Origin of the sequence: uncultured Alsobacter sp. (assembly GCF_945952055.1) — a bacterium.
GTDB lineage: Bacteria > Pseudomonadota > Alphaproteobacteria > Rhizobiales > Beijerinckiaceae > Alsobacter.
On the sequence record NZ_CAMFHB010000030.1, the window covers coordinates 37,209 to 54,212 of the forward strand.

18 protein-coding genes are annotated in these 17,004 nt (G+C 70.4%); 11 read left to right on the top strand and 7 right to left on the bottom strand.

Annotated features, from left to right (window positions below):
- Nucleotides 1-21: 21 nt before the first annotated feature.
- Nucleotides 22-630, bottom strand: coding sequence for a GNAT family protein (locus Q0Q47_RS20205; RefSeq protein WP_293863765.1), 609 nt, complete (start codon nt 628-630; stop codon nt 22-24).
- 448 nt (nt 631-1,078) lie between these two features.
- On the opposite strand from Q0Q47_RS20205, the gene dksA reads away from it, so the two are divergent.
- Nucleotides 1,079-1,498 carry an RNA polymerase-binding protein DksA gene (dksA, locus tag Q0Q47_RS20210; protein ID WP_293863768.1) on the top strand — a complete coding sequence of 140 codons (420 nt, stop codon included), beginning with the start codon at nt 1,079-1,081 and terminating at the stop codon, nt 1,496-1,498.
- Nucleotides 1,499-1,666: 168 nt separating this feature from the next.
- Here the strand turns inward: dksA and flgH are convergent, their stop codons facing one another.
- From flgH to flgF, 4 genes are read right to left on the bottom strand one after another with little or no spacing between them, the layout of a single operon-like run.
- Nucleotides 1,667-2,398, bottom strand: coding sequence for a flagellar basal body L-ring protein FlgH (gene flgH, locus Q0Q47_RS20215; protein WP_293863873.1), 732 nt, complete (start codon nt 2,396-2,398; stop codon nt 1,667-1,669).
- Between the two features lie 59 nt (nt 2,399-2,457).
- Nucleotides 2,458-3,453 carry a flagellar basal body P-ring formation chaperone FlgA gene (flgA, locus tag Q0Q47_RS20220; RefSeq protein WP_293863771.1) on the bottom strand — a complete coding sequence of 332 codons (996 nt, stop codon included), beginning with the start codon at nt 3,451-3,453 and terminating at the stop codon, nt 2,458-2,460.
- 9 nt (nt 3,454-3,462) lie between these two features.
- Entirely contained in the window at nt 3,463-4,254 is a 792-nt protein-coding gene (gene flgG / locus Q0Q47_RS20225; protein WP_293863774.1) for a flagellar basal-body rod protein FlgG, read from the bottom strand.
- Between the two features lie 12 nt (nt 4,255-4,266).
- Entirely contained in the window at nt 4,267-5,013 is a 747-nt protein-coding gene (flgF, locus tag Q0Q47_RS20230) for a flagellar basal-body rod protein FlgF (protein WP_293863777.1), read from the bottom strand.
- Nucleotides 5,014-5,331: 318 nt separating this feature from the next.
- Between flgF and Q0Q47_RS20235 the strand changes: the two genes are divergently transcribed.
- From Q0Q47_RS20235 to Q0Q47_RS20255, 5 genes are all read left to right on the top strand, one after another.
- Complete coding sequence (locus Q0Q47_RS20235) at nt 5,332-5,901, top strand: flagellar basal body-associated FliL family protein (RefSeq protein ID WP_293863780.1); 570 nt, start codon at nt 5,332-5,334, stop codon at nt 5,899-5,901.
- Nucleotides 5,902-5,911: 10 nt separating this feature from the next.
- Complete coding sequence (gene fliM, locus Q0Q47_RS20240; RefSeq protein ID WP_293863783.1) at nt 5,912-7,027, top strand: flagellar motor switch protein FliM; 1,116 nt, start codon at nt 5,912-5,914, stop codon at nt 7,025-7,027.
- Nucleotides 7,024-7,491 (top strand): DUF6468 domain-containing protein, encoded by a 468-nt coding sequence (locus Q0Q47_RS20245; RefSeq protein ID WP_293863786.1) that lies wholly within the window; start codon nt 7,024-7,026, stop codon nt 7,489-7,491. Before fliM ends, Q0Q47_RS20245 begins: the two co-directional genes overlap by 4 nt.
- A gap of 8 nt (nt 7,492-7,499) precedes the next feature.
- Nucleotides 7,500-8,321, top strand: coding sequence for a hypothetical protein (locus Q0Q47_RS20250; RefSeq protein WP_293863789.1), 822 nt, complete (start codon nt 7,500-7,502; stop codon nt 8,319-8,321).
- A gap of 113 nt (nt 8,322-8,434) precedes the next feature.
- On the top strand, nt 8,435-11,983 hold the full coding sequence (locus Q0Q47_RS20255) for a tetratricopeptide repeat protein (RefSeq protein WP_293863792.1): 3,549 nt from the start codon (nt 8,435-8,437) through the stop codon (nt 11,981-11,983).
- A gap of 15 nt (nt 11,984-11,998) precedes the next feature.
- On the opposite strand, the gene fliP is transcribed toward Q0Q47_RS20255, so the two are convergent.
- Both fliP and Q0Q47_RS20265 read right to left on the bottom strand, forming a co-directional pair.
- Entirely contained in the window at nt 11,999-12,775 is a 777-nt protein-coding gene (gene fliP, locus Q0Q47_RS20260) for a flagellar type III secretion system pore protein FliP (protein WP_293863795.1), read from the bottom strand.
- A gap of 108 nt (nt 12,776-12,883) precedes the next feature.
- On the bottom strand, nt 12,884-14,521 hold the full coding sequence (locus Q0Q47_RS20265; protein ID WP_293863798.1) for a hypothetical protein: 1,638 nt from the start codon (nt 14,519-14,521) through the stop codon (nt 12,884-12,886).
- A gap of 174 nt (nt 14,522-14,695) precedes the next feature.
- On the opposite strand from Q0Q47_RS20265, the gene Q0Q47_RS20270 reads away from it, so the two are divergent.
- From Q0Q47_RS20270 to fliR, 5 genes are all read left to right on the top strand, one after another.
- Nucleotides 14,696-15,079, top strand: a complete 384-nt coding sequence (locus tag Q0Q47_RS20270) for a flagellar basal body protein (protein WP_293863801.1) — start codon at nt 14,696-14,698, stop codon at nt 15,077-15,079.
- A gap of 9 nt (nt 15,080-15,088) precedes the next feature.
- Nucleotides 15,089-15,499: a flagellar basal body rod protein FlgC gene (gene flgC, locus Q0Q47_RS20275; protein ID WP_293863804.1), complete on the top strand. Its 411-nt coding sequence runs from the start codon at nt 15,089-15,091 to the stop codon at nt 15,497-15,499.
- Between the two features lie 38 nt (nt 15,500-15,537).
- Nucleotides 15,538-15,864: a flagellar hook-basal body complex protein FliE gene (fliE, locus tag Q0Q47_RS20280; RefSeq protein ID WP_293863807.1), complete on the top strand. Its 327-nt coding sequence runs from the start codon at nt 15,538-15,540 to the stop codon at nt 15,862-15,864.
- Nucleotides 15,865-15,876: 12 nt separating this feature from the next.
- Complete coding sequence (gene fliQ, locus Q0Q47_RS20285; protein ID WP_293863810.1) at nt 15,877-16,143, top strand: flagellar biosynthesis protein FliQ; 267 nt, start codon at nt 15,877-15,879, stop codon at nt 16,141-16,143.
- Nucleotides 16,144-16,240: 97 nt separating this feature from the next.
- The gene (gene fliR / locus Q0Q47_RS20290; protein WP_293863876.1) at nt 16,241-17,002 is read left to right on the top strand and encodes a flagellar biosynthetic protein FliR; all 762 of its coding nucleotides are present in this window, start codon (nt 16,241-16,243) and stop codon (nt 17,000-17,002) included.
- Nucleotides 17,003-17,004: the final 2 nt, after the last annotated feature.

The following is a 17,004-nucleotide window of genomic DNA, read 5'->3' on the forward strand; positions in this document are numbered from 1 at the left end:
GGATCGGCGCGCCATCCGTGGTCATGCCCGTTCCAACGCCCGTCGCGCCCGGCCCTCCGCGCCGAAGTTTTCGTCGTCGAGCCACGCCTCCAGCGCCGCCCTGCGCGCCGGCCATTCTTCGGACAGCAGCGAGAACCAGGCCACGTCGCGCTGGACCCCCTTGACGACCGCGGCGGCGCGCCAGACGCCCTCGGGCCTGAACCCGTAGCGCGCGGCCGCCCGCGCCGAGGCCGCGTTGACCGTCTGGCAGCGCCAGACGAGCCGCCGGTACCCGAGCTCGTCGAAGGCGTGGCGCATGAGGAGGACCACGGCCTCCGTCGCCGCGCGCGTGCGTTGCAGCCGCGGCGAGAACCAGATGCTGCCGATCTCGATGGCCGCGTCCGACGGGTAGATGTCGCAGAGCGACAGCCAGCCCTCGGCCCTGCCGCTCGATGCCGGCCGCACGGCCCAGAACGGCTGGTCCTGACGCTGAGCCAGCGATTCCACGTGACGGGCAAAGCTCCCGGCGTCCGGAAACGGCCCGTAGCGCAGATAGGCCCACGAGGCCTCCGCGTCCCGCGCCGCCTCCCAGAGGTCTGGCGCGTGCGCCACGTCCAGCGGTTCGAGCGTGACCGCACGGCCTCGATGCACGATGTGTTGGGGGAACGGCCTGGGATGCGGATCGACTGGAACACCTGGAGACAACGAGGGACCTCGAAAGGGCGCTGGCGACGCGTCTTCGTGAAAATGGATAAAGCAGGCGTGTGCCGCATGGTGCACGAGGGGATCGATCTTGCTCGGGACGCCGGGAGAAGTCGAGCGAACCCGCGGCGCGACCGGTGCGGTGGCGGGCTCGCAAAGGGTCAGAGAGGATCCGTCCATGCCCAGGGGCAGAGGTGTGGTCGCGGAGGGCCGTCGGATTGGTCGCTTGCGAGCGACTTTTCCCCAGAATCGCCCCTCTTTACCCCCGAATATCGCGGTCCCGTGACGATCATCAGCGTTGCCGCGGGGTAGGTGCGTCGCTATAGTCCGCGCCGCCCGAAAGGGCCGACGGTTTGTCGCAAAGGCTGCAACGTCTGCACCACCTGTAAAGGCACCGATGGCAAGCACGACTCTCGAGGCCGCGTACCGGCCAAGTGACGACGAGCCCTTCATGAACGAGCGCCAGAAGGAGTACTTCAGGCGCAAGCTCATGACGTGGAAGGAAGAGATCCTGAAGGAGAGCCGCGAGACCCTCGCAGCCCTCCAGAACGAGAGCGAAAACCACCCGGACCTGGCCGACCGGGCCTCCTCGGAGACCGATCGGGCCATCGAACTGCGGGCCCGCGACCGCCAGCGCAAGCTCATCGCCAAGATCGACGCCGCCATGGCGCGGATTGAGGACGGCAGCTACGGCTACTGCGAGGAGACGGGCGAGCCCATCTCCCTGAAGCGCCTCGAGGCGCGTCCGATCGCGACGCTGTCCATCGAGGCCCAGGAACGCCACGAGCGCAACGAGCGCGTCTACCGCGACGACTGAGCGGGCCAGGCGAGGGGACAAGGTTTGCGCGGGCGGCGCCTCGGGAGGGGCGCCGCCCGTCGCTTTTTCGGGGTCCCGATGTGGGGAGCGGGGACCCCGGTGTGGAACGGCAGCCGTGTGGGGAGCGTGCGGCCGTTCCGGGAGCTGTGTGGAGGGGGCTGCGGCGCCTCAGAACGGCAGCAGGATGTCCATCACCTGCTGGCCGTAGCGTGGCTGCTGGACGTCGGTGATCTGGCCGCGGCCGCCATAGGCGATTCGGGCCTGGGCGATCTTGGTCGAGTCGATGGTGTTGTCGCCCTCGATGTCCTCGGGCCGGATGACGCCGGCGACGATCAGTTCGCGGATCTCGAAATTGACCCGGATCTCCTGCTTGCCCTCGATCACGAGGTTGCCGTTGGGCAGCGCCTGGGTGACCACCGCGGCCACGTTCGTGACGAGTTCCTCGGACCGTCGGACCGAGCCGGCACCGGCGGTGGATGACGTGCCGGAGGTGTCCACCATCGAGCTCGGGTCGACGCCGTCGGGCAGCACCTTGCCGTAGTTCTTCTCGAATCCCAGCAGGTTGGGCGCGGTCATGGTGTCGGCGCTGCTGCGCGAGCGCTTGGTGGTGTTGTCGATGTTGGCCTTGTCGGTGACCTTGACCCGCACGGTCACGAGATCGCCGATCTGGCGGGCGCGCTGGTCCTTGAAGAAGGCGCGCGAGCCCTGGCGCCACAGCGAGTTCGACGCGTAGCTCACCGGCTCGGGCGTGGGCATGGGCATCTGCACCGGCTTGTAGCCGGCCTGCGCCGTGGGATCCTCGATGGCCGACAGCGCCGGCGCCTTGCCGACATTGGCCAGCCGGTCGACGCTGCCGCAGCCGGCCAGCGCGCCGCACAGGGCCGTCGCCGCCAGCAGCATCGCGGCCTTGCGGAAGAGGGGGGTGGAGCGCGTGTGACGCTTGATCATGGGACGGCTCCTCACTCGAGCGTGGACTGGACGGCGGCGACGGGACCCGGCACGCCGAAGTTCACCGACACCTTGCCCGGGCCGATGACGGTGCCCTGCACCGCACGCTTGGACTGGACGTTCTGGATCAGGATGGCGTCGCCCATGGCGCCCGCCTCCATGGCCTTGCCACGCATGCTCAGCGAGAGGCCGGGCCCCTCGTAGACCACCGTGACCATGCTGTTCTTCTCGACGATGTCCTGCTTCACGAGGTCGCCTTCGCGCAGGAGCGATCCCGCCACGAGGGCATTGCGCGTGACCTTGCCGGTGAGGCTGCCGGCGTCGGTGAGGGCGCCTGCCGGCAGTTCGGCCCGCGCCCGACGTTCCGTCCGCAGGTCGACGGCCCGGATCGCCTCGCCGCGGGCGACCGCGCGCACCAGGACGGGGACCTCCACCATGTCGACGACCGAGCCGCTGACGCGAAGCGGACGGGCCGTGAGGCTGCGGCTCGCGGGGATGGTCAGCACCGCCTCGACGCGGCGGGCCTTGGGATCGTGGAAGATGTCGACGATCTTGAGGTCGCCGGTCGCCTCGGGCTCGACGAAGATCGCGTTCTCGCCGTTGTCGAGGGTGATCGACACCTCGGCCTGGTCCATCCCGAAGCGGGACCCCAGCCCGCGGCGCACCATCTCCTCGACCTCGGTCTTGGAGATGCGGCGGGCCTGGCGAGTGACGGTCACCTGGGCGGCGGCCGCCCGGTTGATGGGCTCGAGGCCCATCGCCCGCGCCGCCTCGACGACGCGGCTCACCTGGATGGTGCCGCTGCGGCCCAGGGCGGGAGCCCGGAACACGGGGGTGTCGGCGATGGCGCCGGAGACCTCCAGGAGGTCTCCGAGCGTGACGGTCTCGCGGTTCACCGCGACGTCGGCGCGCAGCGCCACCCGGGCGGGGGGCTGCTGGGCGGCCAGCGGCAGGACCGAGCTGATGATGACGGTGAGCGCGAAGCCCGTGCGGAGGAGAAGGTGCATGATCATGGATCAGCCCCTGAACATCTGCGAGGTGGTGGAGAGCATCTGGTCGGTCGCGGTGACGACCTTGGCGTTCATCTCGTAGGCGCGCTGGGCGGCGATGAGGGAGGAGATCTCCGTCACCGCGTTCACGTTGGCTTCCTCGAGATAGGACTGCTGCAGCGAGCCGAAGCCTTCCGCCTGCGGATTGCCGGTGATCGGCTGGCCCGAGGCGGCGGTCTCGACGAACAGGTTGTCGCCGATGGACTCCAGGCCGCCGCGGTTGATGAAGCGGGCGAGCTGCAGGGTGCCCAGCGTGGTGGGCGTCGTCGAGGTCGGCACCGTGGCCTGCACGATGCCGCTGGCGCTGATGCTGATCGAGCTCGCGTTCTGCGGCACCGTGATCTGCGGGTTGATGAGGTAGCCGTCATGGGTGACGAGCTGGCCCGTGCCGTCGAGCTCGAAGGAGCCGTCGCGGGTGTAGGCGGTACGGCCGTCGGGCAGGGTCACCTGGAAGAAGCCGTCGCCGCGGATCGCCACGTCGTATTGCTGCTCGGTGGGCGTCAGCGTGCCCTGCGACATGACGCGGGCGGTCGAGGCGGTCTTCACGCCCGAGCCGAGCTGGATGCCGGAGGGCACCTGCGTGTTCTGCTCGGAGGTCGCCGTGCCGGCGCGGCGCAGCGTGTCGTAGAGCAGGTCCTGGAACTGGGCCCGCTGGCGCTTGTAACCGGTGGTGCGCAGGTTGGCGATGTTGTTGGAGATGACCTGGACGTTCAGCTCCTGGGCCTGCATGCCGGTCGAGGCGGCGTAAAGGGCGCGCATGGGTCAGGCTCCTCAGGTCGGAACGGCTGCAAGGCGCTCGACCGCGGTGCGGCTGAGCTCGTCGTTGCGCTGGAGCAGCGCGGCGATGGTGCTGTAGGTGCGGTTGACCTCGATGAGGCGGCTCATCTCGATCACCGGTTTCACGTTGGAGTGCTCGACGGCGCCCGACTCGACCTGCACCTCCCGCGCAGTGGCGGCAGTGAGCGGCGTCGCGGCGGTGTAGAGGTTCAAGCCGGCGTTCTCGAGCTGGCCCGGGTTCTTCACCGCCATCAGCTTGAGCTTGCCCTTGGTGCCCTGGCTCGAGGAGACCGTGCCGTCCTTGCCGATGCCGATGCCGGTCTCGGCGGCGTCGAAGGTGATCGGGCCGCCGTCGCCGAGCACGCGATAGCCGTCGCTGGTGACGAGCTCGCCGCGCTCGTTGATCTGCAGGGCTCCGTTACGCGTGTAGCGCTCCCCCTGCGGCGTGTTGACCGCAAGCACGCCGTCGCCCTTGATGGCGATGTCGAGCGGGTTGCCGGTGCGCTCGATGGCGCCGCCCGACAGGTCGAGGCCGCTGCCCTTGTCCACCACGTAGGACAGAGGCTTGTCCGGCGTCATGAACGCGTCCGCGCTGGCGGTCGGCATCAGGTACTCCTCGAAGCGCAGGCTGCGCGCCTTGAAGCCCGTCGTGTTCATGTTCGCCACGTTGTTGGCGATCACCTCGAGCTCGCGCGCCAGTCCCACCTGGCGCGAAAGACCGATCAGGAGAGCATTCTCCATCGTCGTCAGCTCCCATGGGCGGCACGAAGGCCGACCGTCTCCCGCTCAGGCCTCGACGCTCCCCAGCGCGGCCCGTGCCAGACCATCACCGCAATCGGCGTGCCACGGCCGGAGACGGGATCAATGTCTATGTTTTTCAAGAGGTTGGCGAGCCGGGTGGGGGCACCGGACCCCGGCATCCTTGGCCGCCTCTGCAGAAAGAACCCGGCAAGTCTTGCCGGTCGAACGCTGAATTTAAACCTTCGTTAACCGTGGGTTCCCCAAGGTAGGGCAGAGGCGAAGGTGGCGAAGTGCCACCGCGGTCAGACGGTTGCTGGAATGGCGAAGAAGCCGAAGAAGGAAGCTGCCCCGGAAGCGTCCGCCCCTGCCGAGAGCAAGGCGGAAGCGATGCCGGCCGGCTCCAAGAAGAAGCTGATCATCATCGCCGCGGCGGCCCTGCTCGTCCTGGGCGGCGGTGGCGGCGGCGGCTATTTCTGGTGGTCGAAGAAGAAGGCTGCCGAGGCGGCCGCCGAGCAGACGGCCGGCGCGCCGGGTGGCGACGGGCACGGCGCCGCGCCCGCGGTCAACAAGAAGACCGCCTTCCTCGACATGAAGGAGATGATGGTCAACCTCTCCGGCCAGAACCTCCAGCAGGTCGAGCGGCCTCGCTATCTCAAGATGAAGATCAGCCTCGAGCTGTCGGATCCCAAGCTGGTGGCGGAGGTCACGCCCCTGCTGCCGCGCATCGAGGACACTTTCCAGGTGTTCACGCGAGAGCTGCGGCCGGCCGACCTCGAGGGTTCCGCCGGTGTCTACCGCCTGAAGGAAGAGCTCCTGCGCCGCGTCAACGTGGCGATCTACCCCTCCAAGGTCGAGGCGGTGCTCTTCAAGGAAATCCTGATCCAGTAGGAGAGGGCCCGTGGCCGACGAGAACGATCCGAAGCCGGGAGGAGAATCGGACTCGATCGCCGCCGAATGGACGGCGATGATCGAGGCCGCCGCGACGGCCAACGTGCCGGACGCGGGGGTCGATCGTCTCCTGAACCAGGACGAGATCGACAACCTCCTGGGCTTTGCCGGGGAAGGCGCGGCCCTCAACAACCGCACGGGCCTGCGCGCCATCGTCGATTCGGCGATGGTGTCGTACGAGCGCCTGCCGATGCTCGAAATCGTCTTCGACCGCCTCGTGCGGCTGCTGACGACGAGCCTGCGCAACTTCTTCTCCGACAACGTCGAAGTCTCGCTCGCCGACATCACCTCGGTGCGCTTCGGCGACTACATCAACTCGATCCCGCTGCCGACGATCCTGGCCGTGTTCCGGGCCGAGGAGTGGGACAATTTCGGCCTGATCACGGTCGACTCGACGCTCGCCTACTCCGTCATCGACGTGCTGCTCGGCGGCCGGCGCTCCACCGCCTTCGTGCGCATGGACGGCCGGCCCTACTCGACCATCGAGACCAGCCTCGTGCGGCGCATGCTCGATCTCGTGCTCGACGACACCGAGCTCGCCTTCAAGCCGCTCTCGGCCGTCCACCTGAACATCGACCGGCTGGAGACCAACCCCCGCTTCGCCTCGATCTCGCGGCCGGCCAACGCCGCCATCCTGATCCAGCTGCGCATCGACATGGAAGGCCGCGGCGGGTCGATCGAGATCCTGCTGCCCTACGCCACGATCGAGCCCATCCGCGAGCTCCTGCTGCAGAGCTTCATGGGCGAGAAGTTCGGCCGCGATCCGATCTGGGAAGACCACCTGGCGACCGAGATCTGGCAGGCGCGGGCCGACGTGCAGGCGATCCTGCACGAGACGCAGCTGCCGCTGCGCCAGATGATGTCGCTCAAGGTCGGCGACACGCTGATGTTCGACATGGAGCCCGACTCTCCGGTACGGCTCAAATGCGGCGACGTGCTCCTGTCGGAGGGGCGCATGGGCCGCATGGGCGACCACATCGCCATCCGCGTCAACAAGCCCCTGCGCCGGTCGAAGATGACCTTCGCGGCCTACGAGGCCACCGCCTCCAAGAAGGACCAGAAATGATCGGTGCCCTCATCGAGATGCTGGTCTGCGTGCTGCTGACGACCACGATCGTCTGGTGCGTCACGCTCGATCGCCGGCTGCGCAAGCTGAAGGCCGACGAGACGACGCTGCGCCAGACGATCGTCGACCTGGTCACCGCGACGGAGAAGGCCGAACGGGCCGTCGCGGGCCTGCGCGCCATCGTCACCGACTGCGACGAGACCATCGCCGCCCACCTGCGCGACGCCGAGCGGCAGGCCGCCGACCTCGCCGGCCACATCCGCTCCGGCGACGACGTGATCGCCCGCATCGCCCGCATCGTCGAGAGCGCCGGCGGCCGGCAGCCGGCGCCGCGCGCGCCCGAACCCGCCCCGCCTGCGCCCCCCGCGCCTCCCGAGCCCCAGGCCCGTCTCGCCGCCACGGTCGCCGCGGCGCAGGCCTTCGCCGATCGTGCTCACAGGCGGGTCAACGGTCGCGCGGCATGAGGATGGCGGTGCGCCTCTTCCCCGCCATGGCGGGTGCGGCAACGGCGCTCCTGGTGCTGAAGGCGGTGGCGTTCCTGAACGGCCCCGTCTACGACCCGCTGTCGGCATCGAACCTTGCGAACCTGGCATCGGCCAGCGCCCGGCTCTTCTCGTTCGGGCCCAACGCCGACTACGATCCCGAGACGACCGGCTCCACGCCCGAGCCGAAGAAGGACGACAAGAAGGACGAGAAGAAGGACGAGAAGAAGGACCCCAAGAAGGCCGCTCCGCCGCCTGTCGGCACGCCGGTCAATCTCGATGCGCCGGCGGTTTCGCCGGCGGAGAAGGCGCTGCTCGAGAAGCTCGGCCAGCGTCGCGAGCAGCTCGACGAGCGCCAGCGCGAGATCGAGACGCGCGAGAACCTCCTCAAGGCGGCCGACAAGAAGCTCGAGGGCCGCATCAACGAGCTCAAGGAACTCGAGGCCCGCACCGGCACCGTGGTTCCGGGCGGCCCGGACGGTGCGGCCGGGGGAGCGGCGGCGCCGGGGTCCCCCGCCGGCGGCGGGCCCGTCTCGCCGGCCATCCGCAACCTCGTCACCATGTACGAGACGATGAAGCCCAAAGAGGCGGCCAGGGTGTTCGACAAGCTCGACCTGCCCGTCCTGGTGCCGGTCGTCAACGCCATGAACCCCAAGAAGATGGCCGAAATCCTGGCCGCCATGAGCCCCGAGGCGGCCGGAAAGCTGACCGTCGAGCTCGCCAGCAAGGGGCTGCGCGCGGGCGGGGGAGGGCGCAGCGAGGGTGCCCTGCCGGCCGGCGAACTGCCGGCCATCGATCCCCGGAAGCCGTAGGTCGCCGATCCGTTTACAGCCGAGTCTTCGGTTTAATCGGCCATTAGCCCTTTTCCCTTACCTTTCCACGGTGGAGCCCCTGTGCGGGGAACCGCGTGGCAGGAGCGTAATCGGTGCGTTTGAGGGTCAAGGGCGGTCGGGAAGGCATGCGCGGGTCCGCGCGCGCGCTCGTTCTCGCGTTGGCGATCCTGACGGCCGCGCCGCAGGCGCAGGCGCAGAACGCCACCGCTGTCCTGCGCGGCACCGAAATGAACGGCTACGCCCGCGCCGTCTTCACCTTCGACACGCTGCCCAAGGCCACCGTGCGGGTCAGCAACGGCATCCTGATCGTCGCCTTCGACAAGCCGGTCTCCGTCTCGATCAGCAAGCTCCAGGCCGAGCTGCCGAGCTACGTGTCGGCCGTGCGGCTCGATCCGGACGGCAGGGGCGTGCGCATGGCGCTGGCCCGCCCGGTGCGTCCCAACATGATGGAGGCGGGCGAGCAGCTCTTTCTCGACCTGCTGCCCGAGACCTGGAAGCAGGCGCCTCCCGCCTTGCCGCAGGAGGTCGTGGACGACCTGAGCCGGCGTGCCCGGGAAGCCGAGGAGATCGCGCGCCGGCTGATGCGCAAGAAGGCGTCCGAGGAGCCGCGCGATCTCGCCTTCCGCATCGGCACGACGCCTACCTTCACGCGCGTCATCTTCGAGGTTCCGGCGGTGGCCCCGGTCAGCTTCAAGCGCGATGGTGAAGCGGTCGAGCTCCTGTTCGACAGCAACCTCAAGATCGATGCCGGACGCCTGAAGTCCGTGCTGCCGGCGAGCGTCAAGGCGGTCGAGGCGGTGTCCGCGTCGAGCGCGCTGCGCCTCACGCTGACCGTGCCGACCGATGTCGACGTGCGGGGCTTCCGCGAGGACGAGACCTACGTGGTCGACATCCCGACGGCCAAGCCCGCGCCAAAGCCGGAGGCGAACGCCGCGGCGGGCGCCGCCAAGCCCGATCCCAAGGCGGCGGGCAAGCCGGCCGGGGACCACGGTCCTGAAACGGCGGCCCGGCCTCCGGTCGAGGGGCGCGAGCCCGCCAAGGGCGAGGCGGCGGCCGTGCCGCCCGCGCCGACGACGGTCACCCGCACGGCGGCGGCGCCGGCCGGCGCCAAGGCCGAGGACCCCTTCGCCGCCGCCGACGAGAAGACCGAGATCAAGGTCGGCGTCGCCGCCGAGCGCGGGTCGGTGCGCCTGACCATGCCGATCCCGGTGCGCACGCCGGTGGCCGTCTTCGAGCGCGCCGGCACCGTGTGGGTGGCGGTGGAGACGAAGGCCACGTTCGATCCCTCGCAGATCGGCCTCGTGGCGCCCGGCGTCGTCGGCAAGCCCGAACTGCGGCGCGCGGGGCGGCTGTCGATCATGCGGCTGCCCCTGTCCCGGCCGGTCCTCGTGCGGGCCGCTGCCACCGACGCCGGCTGGACCGTGACGCTGGGCGACGACATCGCGGGCTCTTCCGAGCCGCTCACCTTCACCCGCGACGCGGATGCCGACGGACGCACCGTGGTGCGTTCTGTGTTCAAGGACGTGTCGGGCGTGCACTGGGTGGATGATCCGGACGTCGGCGACAAGATCGCCATCGTGACGGGCCGCGACGCCGTGCACAGCGTCATCAAGCCGGCGACGTTCGTGGACTTCAAGGCTCTGCCCACGGCCCAGGGCATGGCCATCACCCCCTTCGCGGACGACCTCGTCGTGAAGTCGGGCATCGACGAGGTGCTCGTCACGAAGGACGGCGGCCTCTCCGTTTCGCTTCTCGTCGACCGGCCCGAGGCCGCGACCGGCACGCCGCTGCCCAAGCTCACCTTCGACCGGGCCCAGTGGTCCAAGGACCGCTCGGGCAACGTGCGCGAGCGTGGCCGCGAGCTCATGCGCATCGCGGCCGACGCGCCAAAGCGCCAGCGCTCGGACGCCCGTGTGGCGCTCGCCCGCTACGAGATCGCCAACGGCCTCGCGCCGGAAGCCATGGGCACCATCGGTGTCGCCATGGCGGACGACACCGAACTCGCCCGCGAGAAGCAGCCCCAGATCGTGGCGGCGGTCGCCGCGATCATGGCCAACCGGGTCCCGGAGGCGGCCAAGCTCCTGGCCGTCGATACCCTGAAGGACGACCAGGAAGGCCAGCTCTGGCGCGCCTACACCGACGCCCTGCAGCGCCGCTGGCCACAGTCGCTGGCCAACTTCCGCCGCAGCGGATCGCTGCTCACGGCGTATCCCGAAGACCTGCAGGGCCTCATCGGACCGGCCTATGCCGAGGCGGCCATCGAGGGCCGCGACTTCGGACTGGCCCAGCGCGTCCTGGAGACGCTCGACGGGCTCGATCCCGAGAACGTGGACCGCGAACGCCTGCGGCTGCTGGCCGCGCGGATCGCGGAAGGGCAGGGGCGCGTCGAGGAAGCGGCGCAGGCCTATGACGACCTGTCCAAGAAGGCGAACCGCCCGGTCGAGGCCCGCGCCCGGCTCTACAAGATCCTGCTGGCGCTGCGCGACCGAAGCATCGAACGCAAGGCCGCCATCGCGGCGCTGGAGTCGCTGTCGGTGTCGTGGCGCGGCGACGAGGTGGAGGCCAAGGCGCTGGGCCAGCTCGGCCGGCTCTATGCCGACGAGGGCCGCTGGCGCGACGCCTTCACCATGGCGCGGCGGGCGAACGAGCTGTTCCCCGACAACGACGAGGCGCGCACGCTCTACGAGGAAGCCGGCAGCCGCTTCGAGGCGCTGTTCCTGGACAACAAGGCGGACCAGATCCCGCGGCTGGACGCCCTCGCGCTGTATTTCGACTTCAAGGAGTTCACGCCGCCGGGCCGGCGGGGCGACGAGATGATCCGGCGCCTGGCCGAGCGTCTCATCAGCCTGGACCTCCTGGGCGAGGCGTCGGACCTCCTCCAGTACCAGGTCGACAACCGCCTCTCAGGAGCCGGAAAGGCGACCGTCGCGTCGCGGCTCGCGGTCATCTACCTCATGAACCGCCAGCCGGCGAAGGCCTACCAGGCGCTGCGCGACAGCCGCATCGCCGAGCTGCCGGCCGAGATCAAGCGCAGCCGCGCGCTGCTGGAGGCGCGGGCCCTGTCCGACCTGTCGCGCAGCGACCTCGCGCTGGAACTCGTCGCCGGCGAAGAGGGTCCCGAGGTCGAGCGCCTGCGTGCCGACATCCAGTGGCAGGGCCGGCGCTGGCGCGAGGCGGGCGAGCAGTTCGAGCGGATCGTCGGGGACGCCTGGCAGGGCGCCGCGCCGCTGGACGAGAGCCAGCGCGCCGACGTGCTGCGCGCCGCGATCGCCTACGGCATTGCCGACGACACCCTCTCGCTCGAGCGCCTGCGCGCCAAGTTCGCGCCGAAGATGGCCGACAGCTTCGACAACCGTGCCTTTGCGGTCGTCACGGCCCCGAGCGGCGCCCGCGCCGCCGAGTACCGCGAACTGGCCCGCTCGATCGCCAGCGCCGACACGCTGTCGGAGTTCCTGACCGAATACCGCAAGCGCTATCCCGACCCGCCGGCCGGCCCGCGCCGCCAGCCGGGGCCGCCCGCCGGCGCGCCCCCCGCTCCCGGGGCTCCCCCGGCCGCTTCCGGCGCGGCGACACCGGCTGCCCCGGCCGCCGAGGGTGCGGCCACCGCGCCCGAGGCCGGCAAGCAGGACAAGACGGGCTGAGGCGCTCGCCGGGTTCTACGGGCCGTAGCTCTGCACCAGGCTGCCGGCGACGAGATTCCAGCCGTCGACGAGCACGAAGAAGATCAGCTTGAAGGGCAGGGCCACCGTGACCGGTGGCAGCATCATCATGCCCATCGACATCAGGATCGAGGCCACGACGAGGTCGATGATCAGGAACGGGATGTAGAGCAGGAAGCCGATCTCGAAGGCCCTGCGCAGCTCCGAGATCATGAAGGCGGGCACGAGCGTGGTGAGCGGCGTGGCTTCAGGAGTGGCCGGCCGCGGTTCGCGTGACAGGTCAAGGAACAGCGCCAAGTCCTTCTCGCGCACGTTCTTCAGCATGAACTGCCGGATCGGTTGCACACCGCGCTCGAAGGCCTGCTGCGGCTGGATCTGGCCCGCCAGCAGGGGGGCCACGCCGAGGTCGTAGGTGCTGCGCAGGGTCGGCGCCATGACGAAGGCGGTCAGGAAGAGCGCCAGGCTCACGATCACCGTGTTCGGGGGCGCGGTGGGAGCGCCGAGCGCCGAACGCAGCAGCGACAGCACCACGACGATGCGCGTGAAGGACGTCACCATCACCAGCGCGGCCGGGGCCAGCGACAGGACGGTGATGAGGGTGACGAGCTGCAGGGCCCGCTCGGTGACGCCGGTTCCGCCCTGGCCGAGATCGAGGGTGAAGGTCTGGGCCGAGGCGCCCGACCAGACGCCCAGCACGGCGCCACCCACCAGGGCCCAGGCGAGAACCTGAATCAGCCGGCGGCGGACGGGCGCGTCGCGAATCCCCTTGATCATGCCCAGACGGTACCGGAGCGCGCGGCTCCGGGTCACGCCTGCGCGCCCGCTCGGCCCGTCAATGGGCTGTGGAGAAGTGGCTGCGGATTGCCAGTGGCGCTCCGCCCCTCAGGTCTTCCCGCCGAGATCGCGCCCGAGCAGCCGCGACATCTCCGCTTCCAGGCTGTCGAAATCCAGCGTGTCCGAGGTCGGCTTGGGAACCGGACGGGGCGCCGGAGCTTCGGCGGCGGGCTTCGGTGCCGCGGGCTCGGGTTGCGGCACGGGAGCGGCCGGAGGGGCCTCGCGCGGCGGCGGCGGCGGCGGTTCGGCCGGGCGCACCTCGACCCTCGCCTCCTGTCGCAGCAGGGGCGCTGCCGACGGAGGCGGCGCCGTGACCGAGGGAGGCGCAACCGGCGGCGGCGGCATCACCGGGGCGGGCGGCGCCACGGGTGGCGGCGGCGGGGGCACGACGGACGGCGGCGCCATCGACGGCGACACGACCGGCGGAGCGGGCGGCGGTGTCGGCGGAGCGGGCGGCGTCCTGGGAGCTCCCGGAGACACGGCCGCGAACGGCCGCTTCAGGGCTTCTTCGAGGCGTCGCGCCATGTCGGACAGCTCGGGCGTGGGCGGCGTCGGCGCCACCTGCGCGGGAACGGTCGGGGGCTCGACGGGGGGCCGCGGGGCCGGCGCCGGCTCACTGACCGCCGGCTCGACGGGAGGAGCGGAGCTCGCCGGCTCCGCCTCCGGCAGCGGCGGCCTCGCCGGCATCGGGGGATGCTCGACGGCGCGTTCCGCCCGTGCTTCCGGTTCGACCATGGGAGGAACGCGACCGGGCCGCCCGGCGCCGTCGGCGACCGGAGGGCGCATCGGCTCGCCCGTGGCCGGCGAGGGGGCGGGTCCCTTGCCGGTGAGCACGGACAGGATCCTGGCCGCGGCGTCGTCGTCGTTCTCCGCGCCGGGCGCCGGCGGAACCGGGGCCGGGCGCTGCGGCGGCGTGACGGGCGGCGGGGCGACGGGCGGCGGGGCGACGGGGGGAGGGCCCTGCGGGTTCACGGGGAGGGGAGGCGGCGGAGCCATCCTGGGCTGCGGCACGGCCATCCGCGCGATCTCGGCGGGCGTGGGCGACCGCTCGGGCCGCGGCGGGGGAGGCGGCGGGGGCGGCATGGTGGCCCGCGAGACCGGCCGGAGGTCGCCGGCCCGGTCCGGCGTCGGACGCATGGGAGGCGGCGGAGGCGGAGGGGGGACCATTCCCATCGGGGGCTCGGGACGCAGGCCCGGCGGGAGCGGCGGCAGGCCCGCCGTCTCCATCGACTGGGACGCGGGGGCGATCGGCTGGGGCGCCATGGGCGGGGCAGGCGGGGGGACGGGCGCCACGTGCGCGGCCGGAATCACCGGCGGCGGCGCCACGGGCATGCCGGGCTCCATCCGCGGCTCGATCCGCGCCTCGCCGAGGTCGCGGCCCGCGGAGGCGGCGCCTCTCACGATGTTGGTCTCGATGACGATGTCGTTGGGGCCGCCGATCATCACGAGATGCTCAACATGGTCGCGGCGCACGATGACGAGCTGCCGCTGCCGGTCGAGATCGAAGGCGTCGACGAGGCCCAACCGGGGCTGTCGCCCGCGCCCGCCGGCCCCGAGGGCGTTGAGCCTGGTGCCGCTCAGCTTGCGCAGCAACATGGCGAAGATGGCCAGCAGCGCGAAGATGACGGCGAAGGCGATGGCCAGGACGACGGGGGTTGGAAGCTGAATTCCGAACAGCGACTGCAAGATCGTGGCACTCCCGAAGGCAGGCGGCTAACTCGAACGTCTTAACACGAACTTGCCCGCGCGACTGCGTCAATACGCGAAGGCGCGGTGGACAACAGCCCAGGCGCGCACGCCCGTTTACCGCCCATTAACCATGCGCCCGGCATTTTTTGCCCAGCAGATGTGGAGGCAATCGTGGCCGGAATCGGGCTCCCCCTGATGGAGCAGCTGAAGGGGCGCATGCAGTGGCTGCAGTCTCGCCAGAAACTGTTGGCGCAGAACGTGGCCAATGCCGACACGCCCGGCTTCAAGCCGCGCGACCTGAAGGCGCAGTCCAGCGGCTCGCTGGGCGTCACGGTCGCCACGACGTCGGCGGCCCACATCGGCGCGACGGCCGGAGGCGGGGTGCCCGGGGCCAAGGGGGCAGCCAAGTTCGAGACGGAACCCTCAGGCAATGCCGTGACCCTCGAAGACGAGATGCTCAAGGTCGCCCAGACCCAGATGGATTTCCAGACAGCGGCAACGCTCTACAGCAAGAGCCTCGGGCTGCTGTTGATCGCCGTCGGCAAGAAGGCTTGAGAAACCGCCATGGACTTCCTACGTTCCATCGCCATCGCGGCTTCGGGCCTCAAGGCCCAGGCCGGCCGCATCCGGGTCATCTCGGAAAACCTCGCCAACGCCGATTCGACGGCCGCCAAGCCGGGAGGTGATCCCTACCGGCGCAAGATCGCCACGTTCCAGCACAAGCTCGACCGAGAGCTCGAGGCCGACACGGTGGCGCTGGGGCGGGTGGCCAAGGACAAGACCCCGTTCAAGTCACGCTACGAGCCGGGCAACCCGGGCGCCGACGCGACCGGCAACGTGAAGCTTCCCAACGTCGATCCGCTGGTCGAGCAGATGGACATGCGCCAGGCCCAGCGCAGCTACGAGGCCAACCTGAACGTCATCGGCGCCACCCGCCGCATGCTCAGCCGTACGATCGAGATCCTGCGCGCCTGACCCTTTTCTGACGATCGCGACCAGAAGGACGTGAGACCATGCCGAACCCCACCTCTGCCGCAGGCGCCTATGCTGCCATGCAGCGTCTGGCAACGCCGAACGGGGGCTCGGGCGGCCTTCCGGGCTTGTCGGGCCCCAATGCCGGCGGTCCGAGCTTCGCCCAGGCCCTGAGCCAGGTGCTCGATTCCGTGGCCCAGTCGGGCCGGCAGGCCGACGCGCAGGCGGTGGCCGCAACGCAGGGCAAGGCGGACATGGTCGACGTGGTCACCGCGGTGGCCGAATCGGAAGCCGCCCTGCAGACGCTCGTGGCCGTGCGCGACAAGGTGATCGCGGCCTACGAGGACATCATGCGCATGCCGATCTGAGGAGCCGCCACCATGACAGGCCCCGAGCTCCTCGACGTCGCCCGCGACGGCATCATGACCTTCCTCAAGGTCGCCAGTCCCCTCATGCTCATCGCGCTGGTCATCGGCGTGGTCATCTCGCTGGTGCAGGCCCTGACCCAGATCCAGGAGCAGACGGTCGTGTACGTGCCCAAGATCATCGCCGTCGGGCTGGCGATGATCCTGCTGTTGCCCTTCATGGGCGACGCTCTCGCCGCCTACATGACGCGGATCGCGGCGCGAATCGCGACGGGCGGCTAGAATGGCGGCCGCCGTCGCCGCCTGGACCGGGCCGGTCCTCGCCCCGCCTGTCCGCGGGCGCACCGCCAGGCGCAGCGACCGTGCGGCGGGAGACACGATGAGCTTCACGCTCGGCGTACCGGTTGCGGCCCTGTTCATGCTCGTCTTCGCGCGCGTCGGCGTGCTCATGATGCTGCTGCCCGCCGTGGGCGAGAGCCTCCTGCCGGCGCGCACCCGGCTCGCCCTCGCCGTGTTCATGACGCTCGCCCTGATGCCCGTCGTCCAGCCTCTCCTGCCGCAGCAGGGGCTGCGGCCCGACACCGTCTTCGGGCTGATGCTGGTGGAACTCGCCATCGGCCTGATGATCGGGATCACCGGCCGGCTGGTGGTGGCGAGCCTGCAGACCGCCGGCAATTTCGTGTCGCAATCGCTCGGGCTGGCCTTCGCCGAGACGGTGGATCCGACCCAGGGTGGCCAGGCGGCGGCGCTCGGCAACTTCCTCACCTTGCTCGGCGTGGCGCTGCTGTTCGCCACCGACGCGCACCACGTGGTCATCGCGGCGATCCGCGGATCCTACGGCGTGCTGCCGCCCGGCCTTTCGCCCGACACCGGCGATGCGGCGCGCCTGGCGCTGAGCACGATGGCCAAGGGCTTCTCGATCGCGGTGCAGATCGCCGCGCCCTTCATCGTGTTCGGCATCCTGTTCAACCTGGGCCTGGGGGTGCTGTCGCGCCTCATGCCCTCGTTGCAGGTGTTCTTCCTGGGCATGCCGGCGACGATCCTGATCGGGTTCCTGATCCTGGGAAGCGTCATCGGCCTGATGATGACGGGCTTCCTCAGGGAGGTCGCCGACCTCCTGGCCCCCTTCGTGGCACGGTGAAC

What these genes read in the sequence shown, in the direction of transcription:
- dksA (WP_293863768.1), top strand. Translation starts at nt 1,079, where the DNA reads ATGGCAAGCACGACTCTCGAGGCCGCGTACCGGCCAAGTGACGACGAG.
- fliR (WP_293863876.1), top strand. Translation starts at nt 16,241, where the DNA reads ATGAGCTTCACGCTCGGCGTACCGGTTGCGGCCCTGTTCATGCTCGTC.
- fliQ (WP_293863810.1), top strand. Translation starts at nt 15,877, where the DNA reads ATGACAGGCCCCGAGCTCCTCGACGTCGCCCGCGACGGCATCATGACC.
- fliE (WP_293863807.1), top strand. Translation starts at nt 15,538, where the DNA reads ATGCCGAACCCCACCTCTGCCGCAGGCGCCTATGCTGCCATGCAGCGT.
- flgH (WP_293863873.1), bottom strand. Translation starts at nt 2,398, where the DNA reads ATGCTGCTGGCGGCGACGGCCCTGTGCGGCGCGCTGGCCGGCTGCGGC.
- flgC (WP_293863804.1), top strand. Translation starts at nt 15,089, where the DNA reads ATGGACTTCCTACGTTCCATCGCCATCGCGGCTTCGGGCCTCAAGGCC.
- flgG (WP_293863774.1), bottom strand. Translation starts at nt 4,254, where the DNA reads ATGCGCGCCCTTTACGCCGCCTCGACCGGCATGCAGGCCCAGGAGCTG.
- Q0Q47_RS20245 (WP_293863786.1), top strand. Translation starts at nt 7,024, where the DNA reads ATGATCGGTGCCCTCATCGAGATGCTGGTCTGCGTGCTGCTGACGACC.
- fliP (WP_293863795.1), bottom strand. Translation starts at nt 12,775, where the DNA reads ATGATCAAGGGGATTCGCGACGCGCCCGTCCGCCGCCGGCTGATTCAG.
- flgF (WP_293863777.1), bottom strand. Translation starts at nt 5,013, where the DNA reads ATGGAGAATGCTCTCCTGATCGGTCTTTCGCGCCAGGTGGGACTGGCG.
- flgA (WP_293863771.1), bottom strand. Translation starts at nt 3,453, where the DNA reads ATGCACCTTCTCCTCCGCACGGGCTTCGCGCTCACCGTCATCATCAGC.
- Q0Q47_RS20235 (WP_293863780.1), top strand. Translation starts at nt 5,332, where the DNA reads ATGGCGAAGAAGCCGAAGAAGGAAGCTGCCCCGGAAGCGTCCGCCCCT.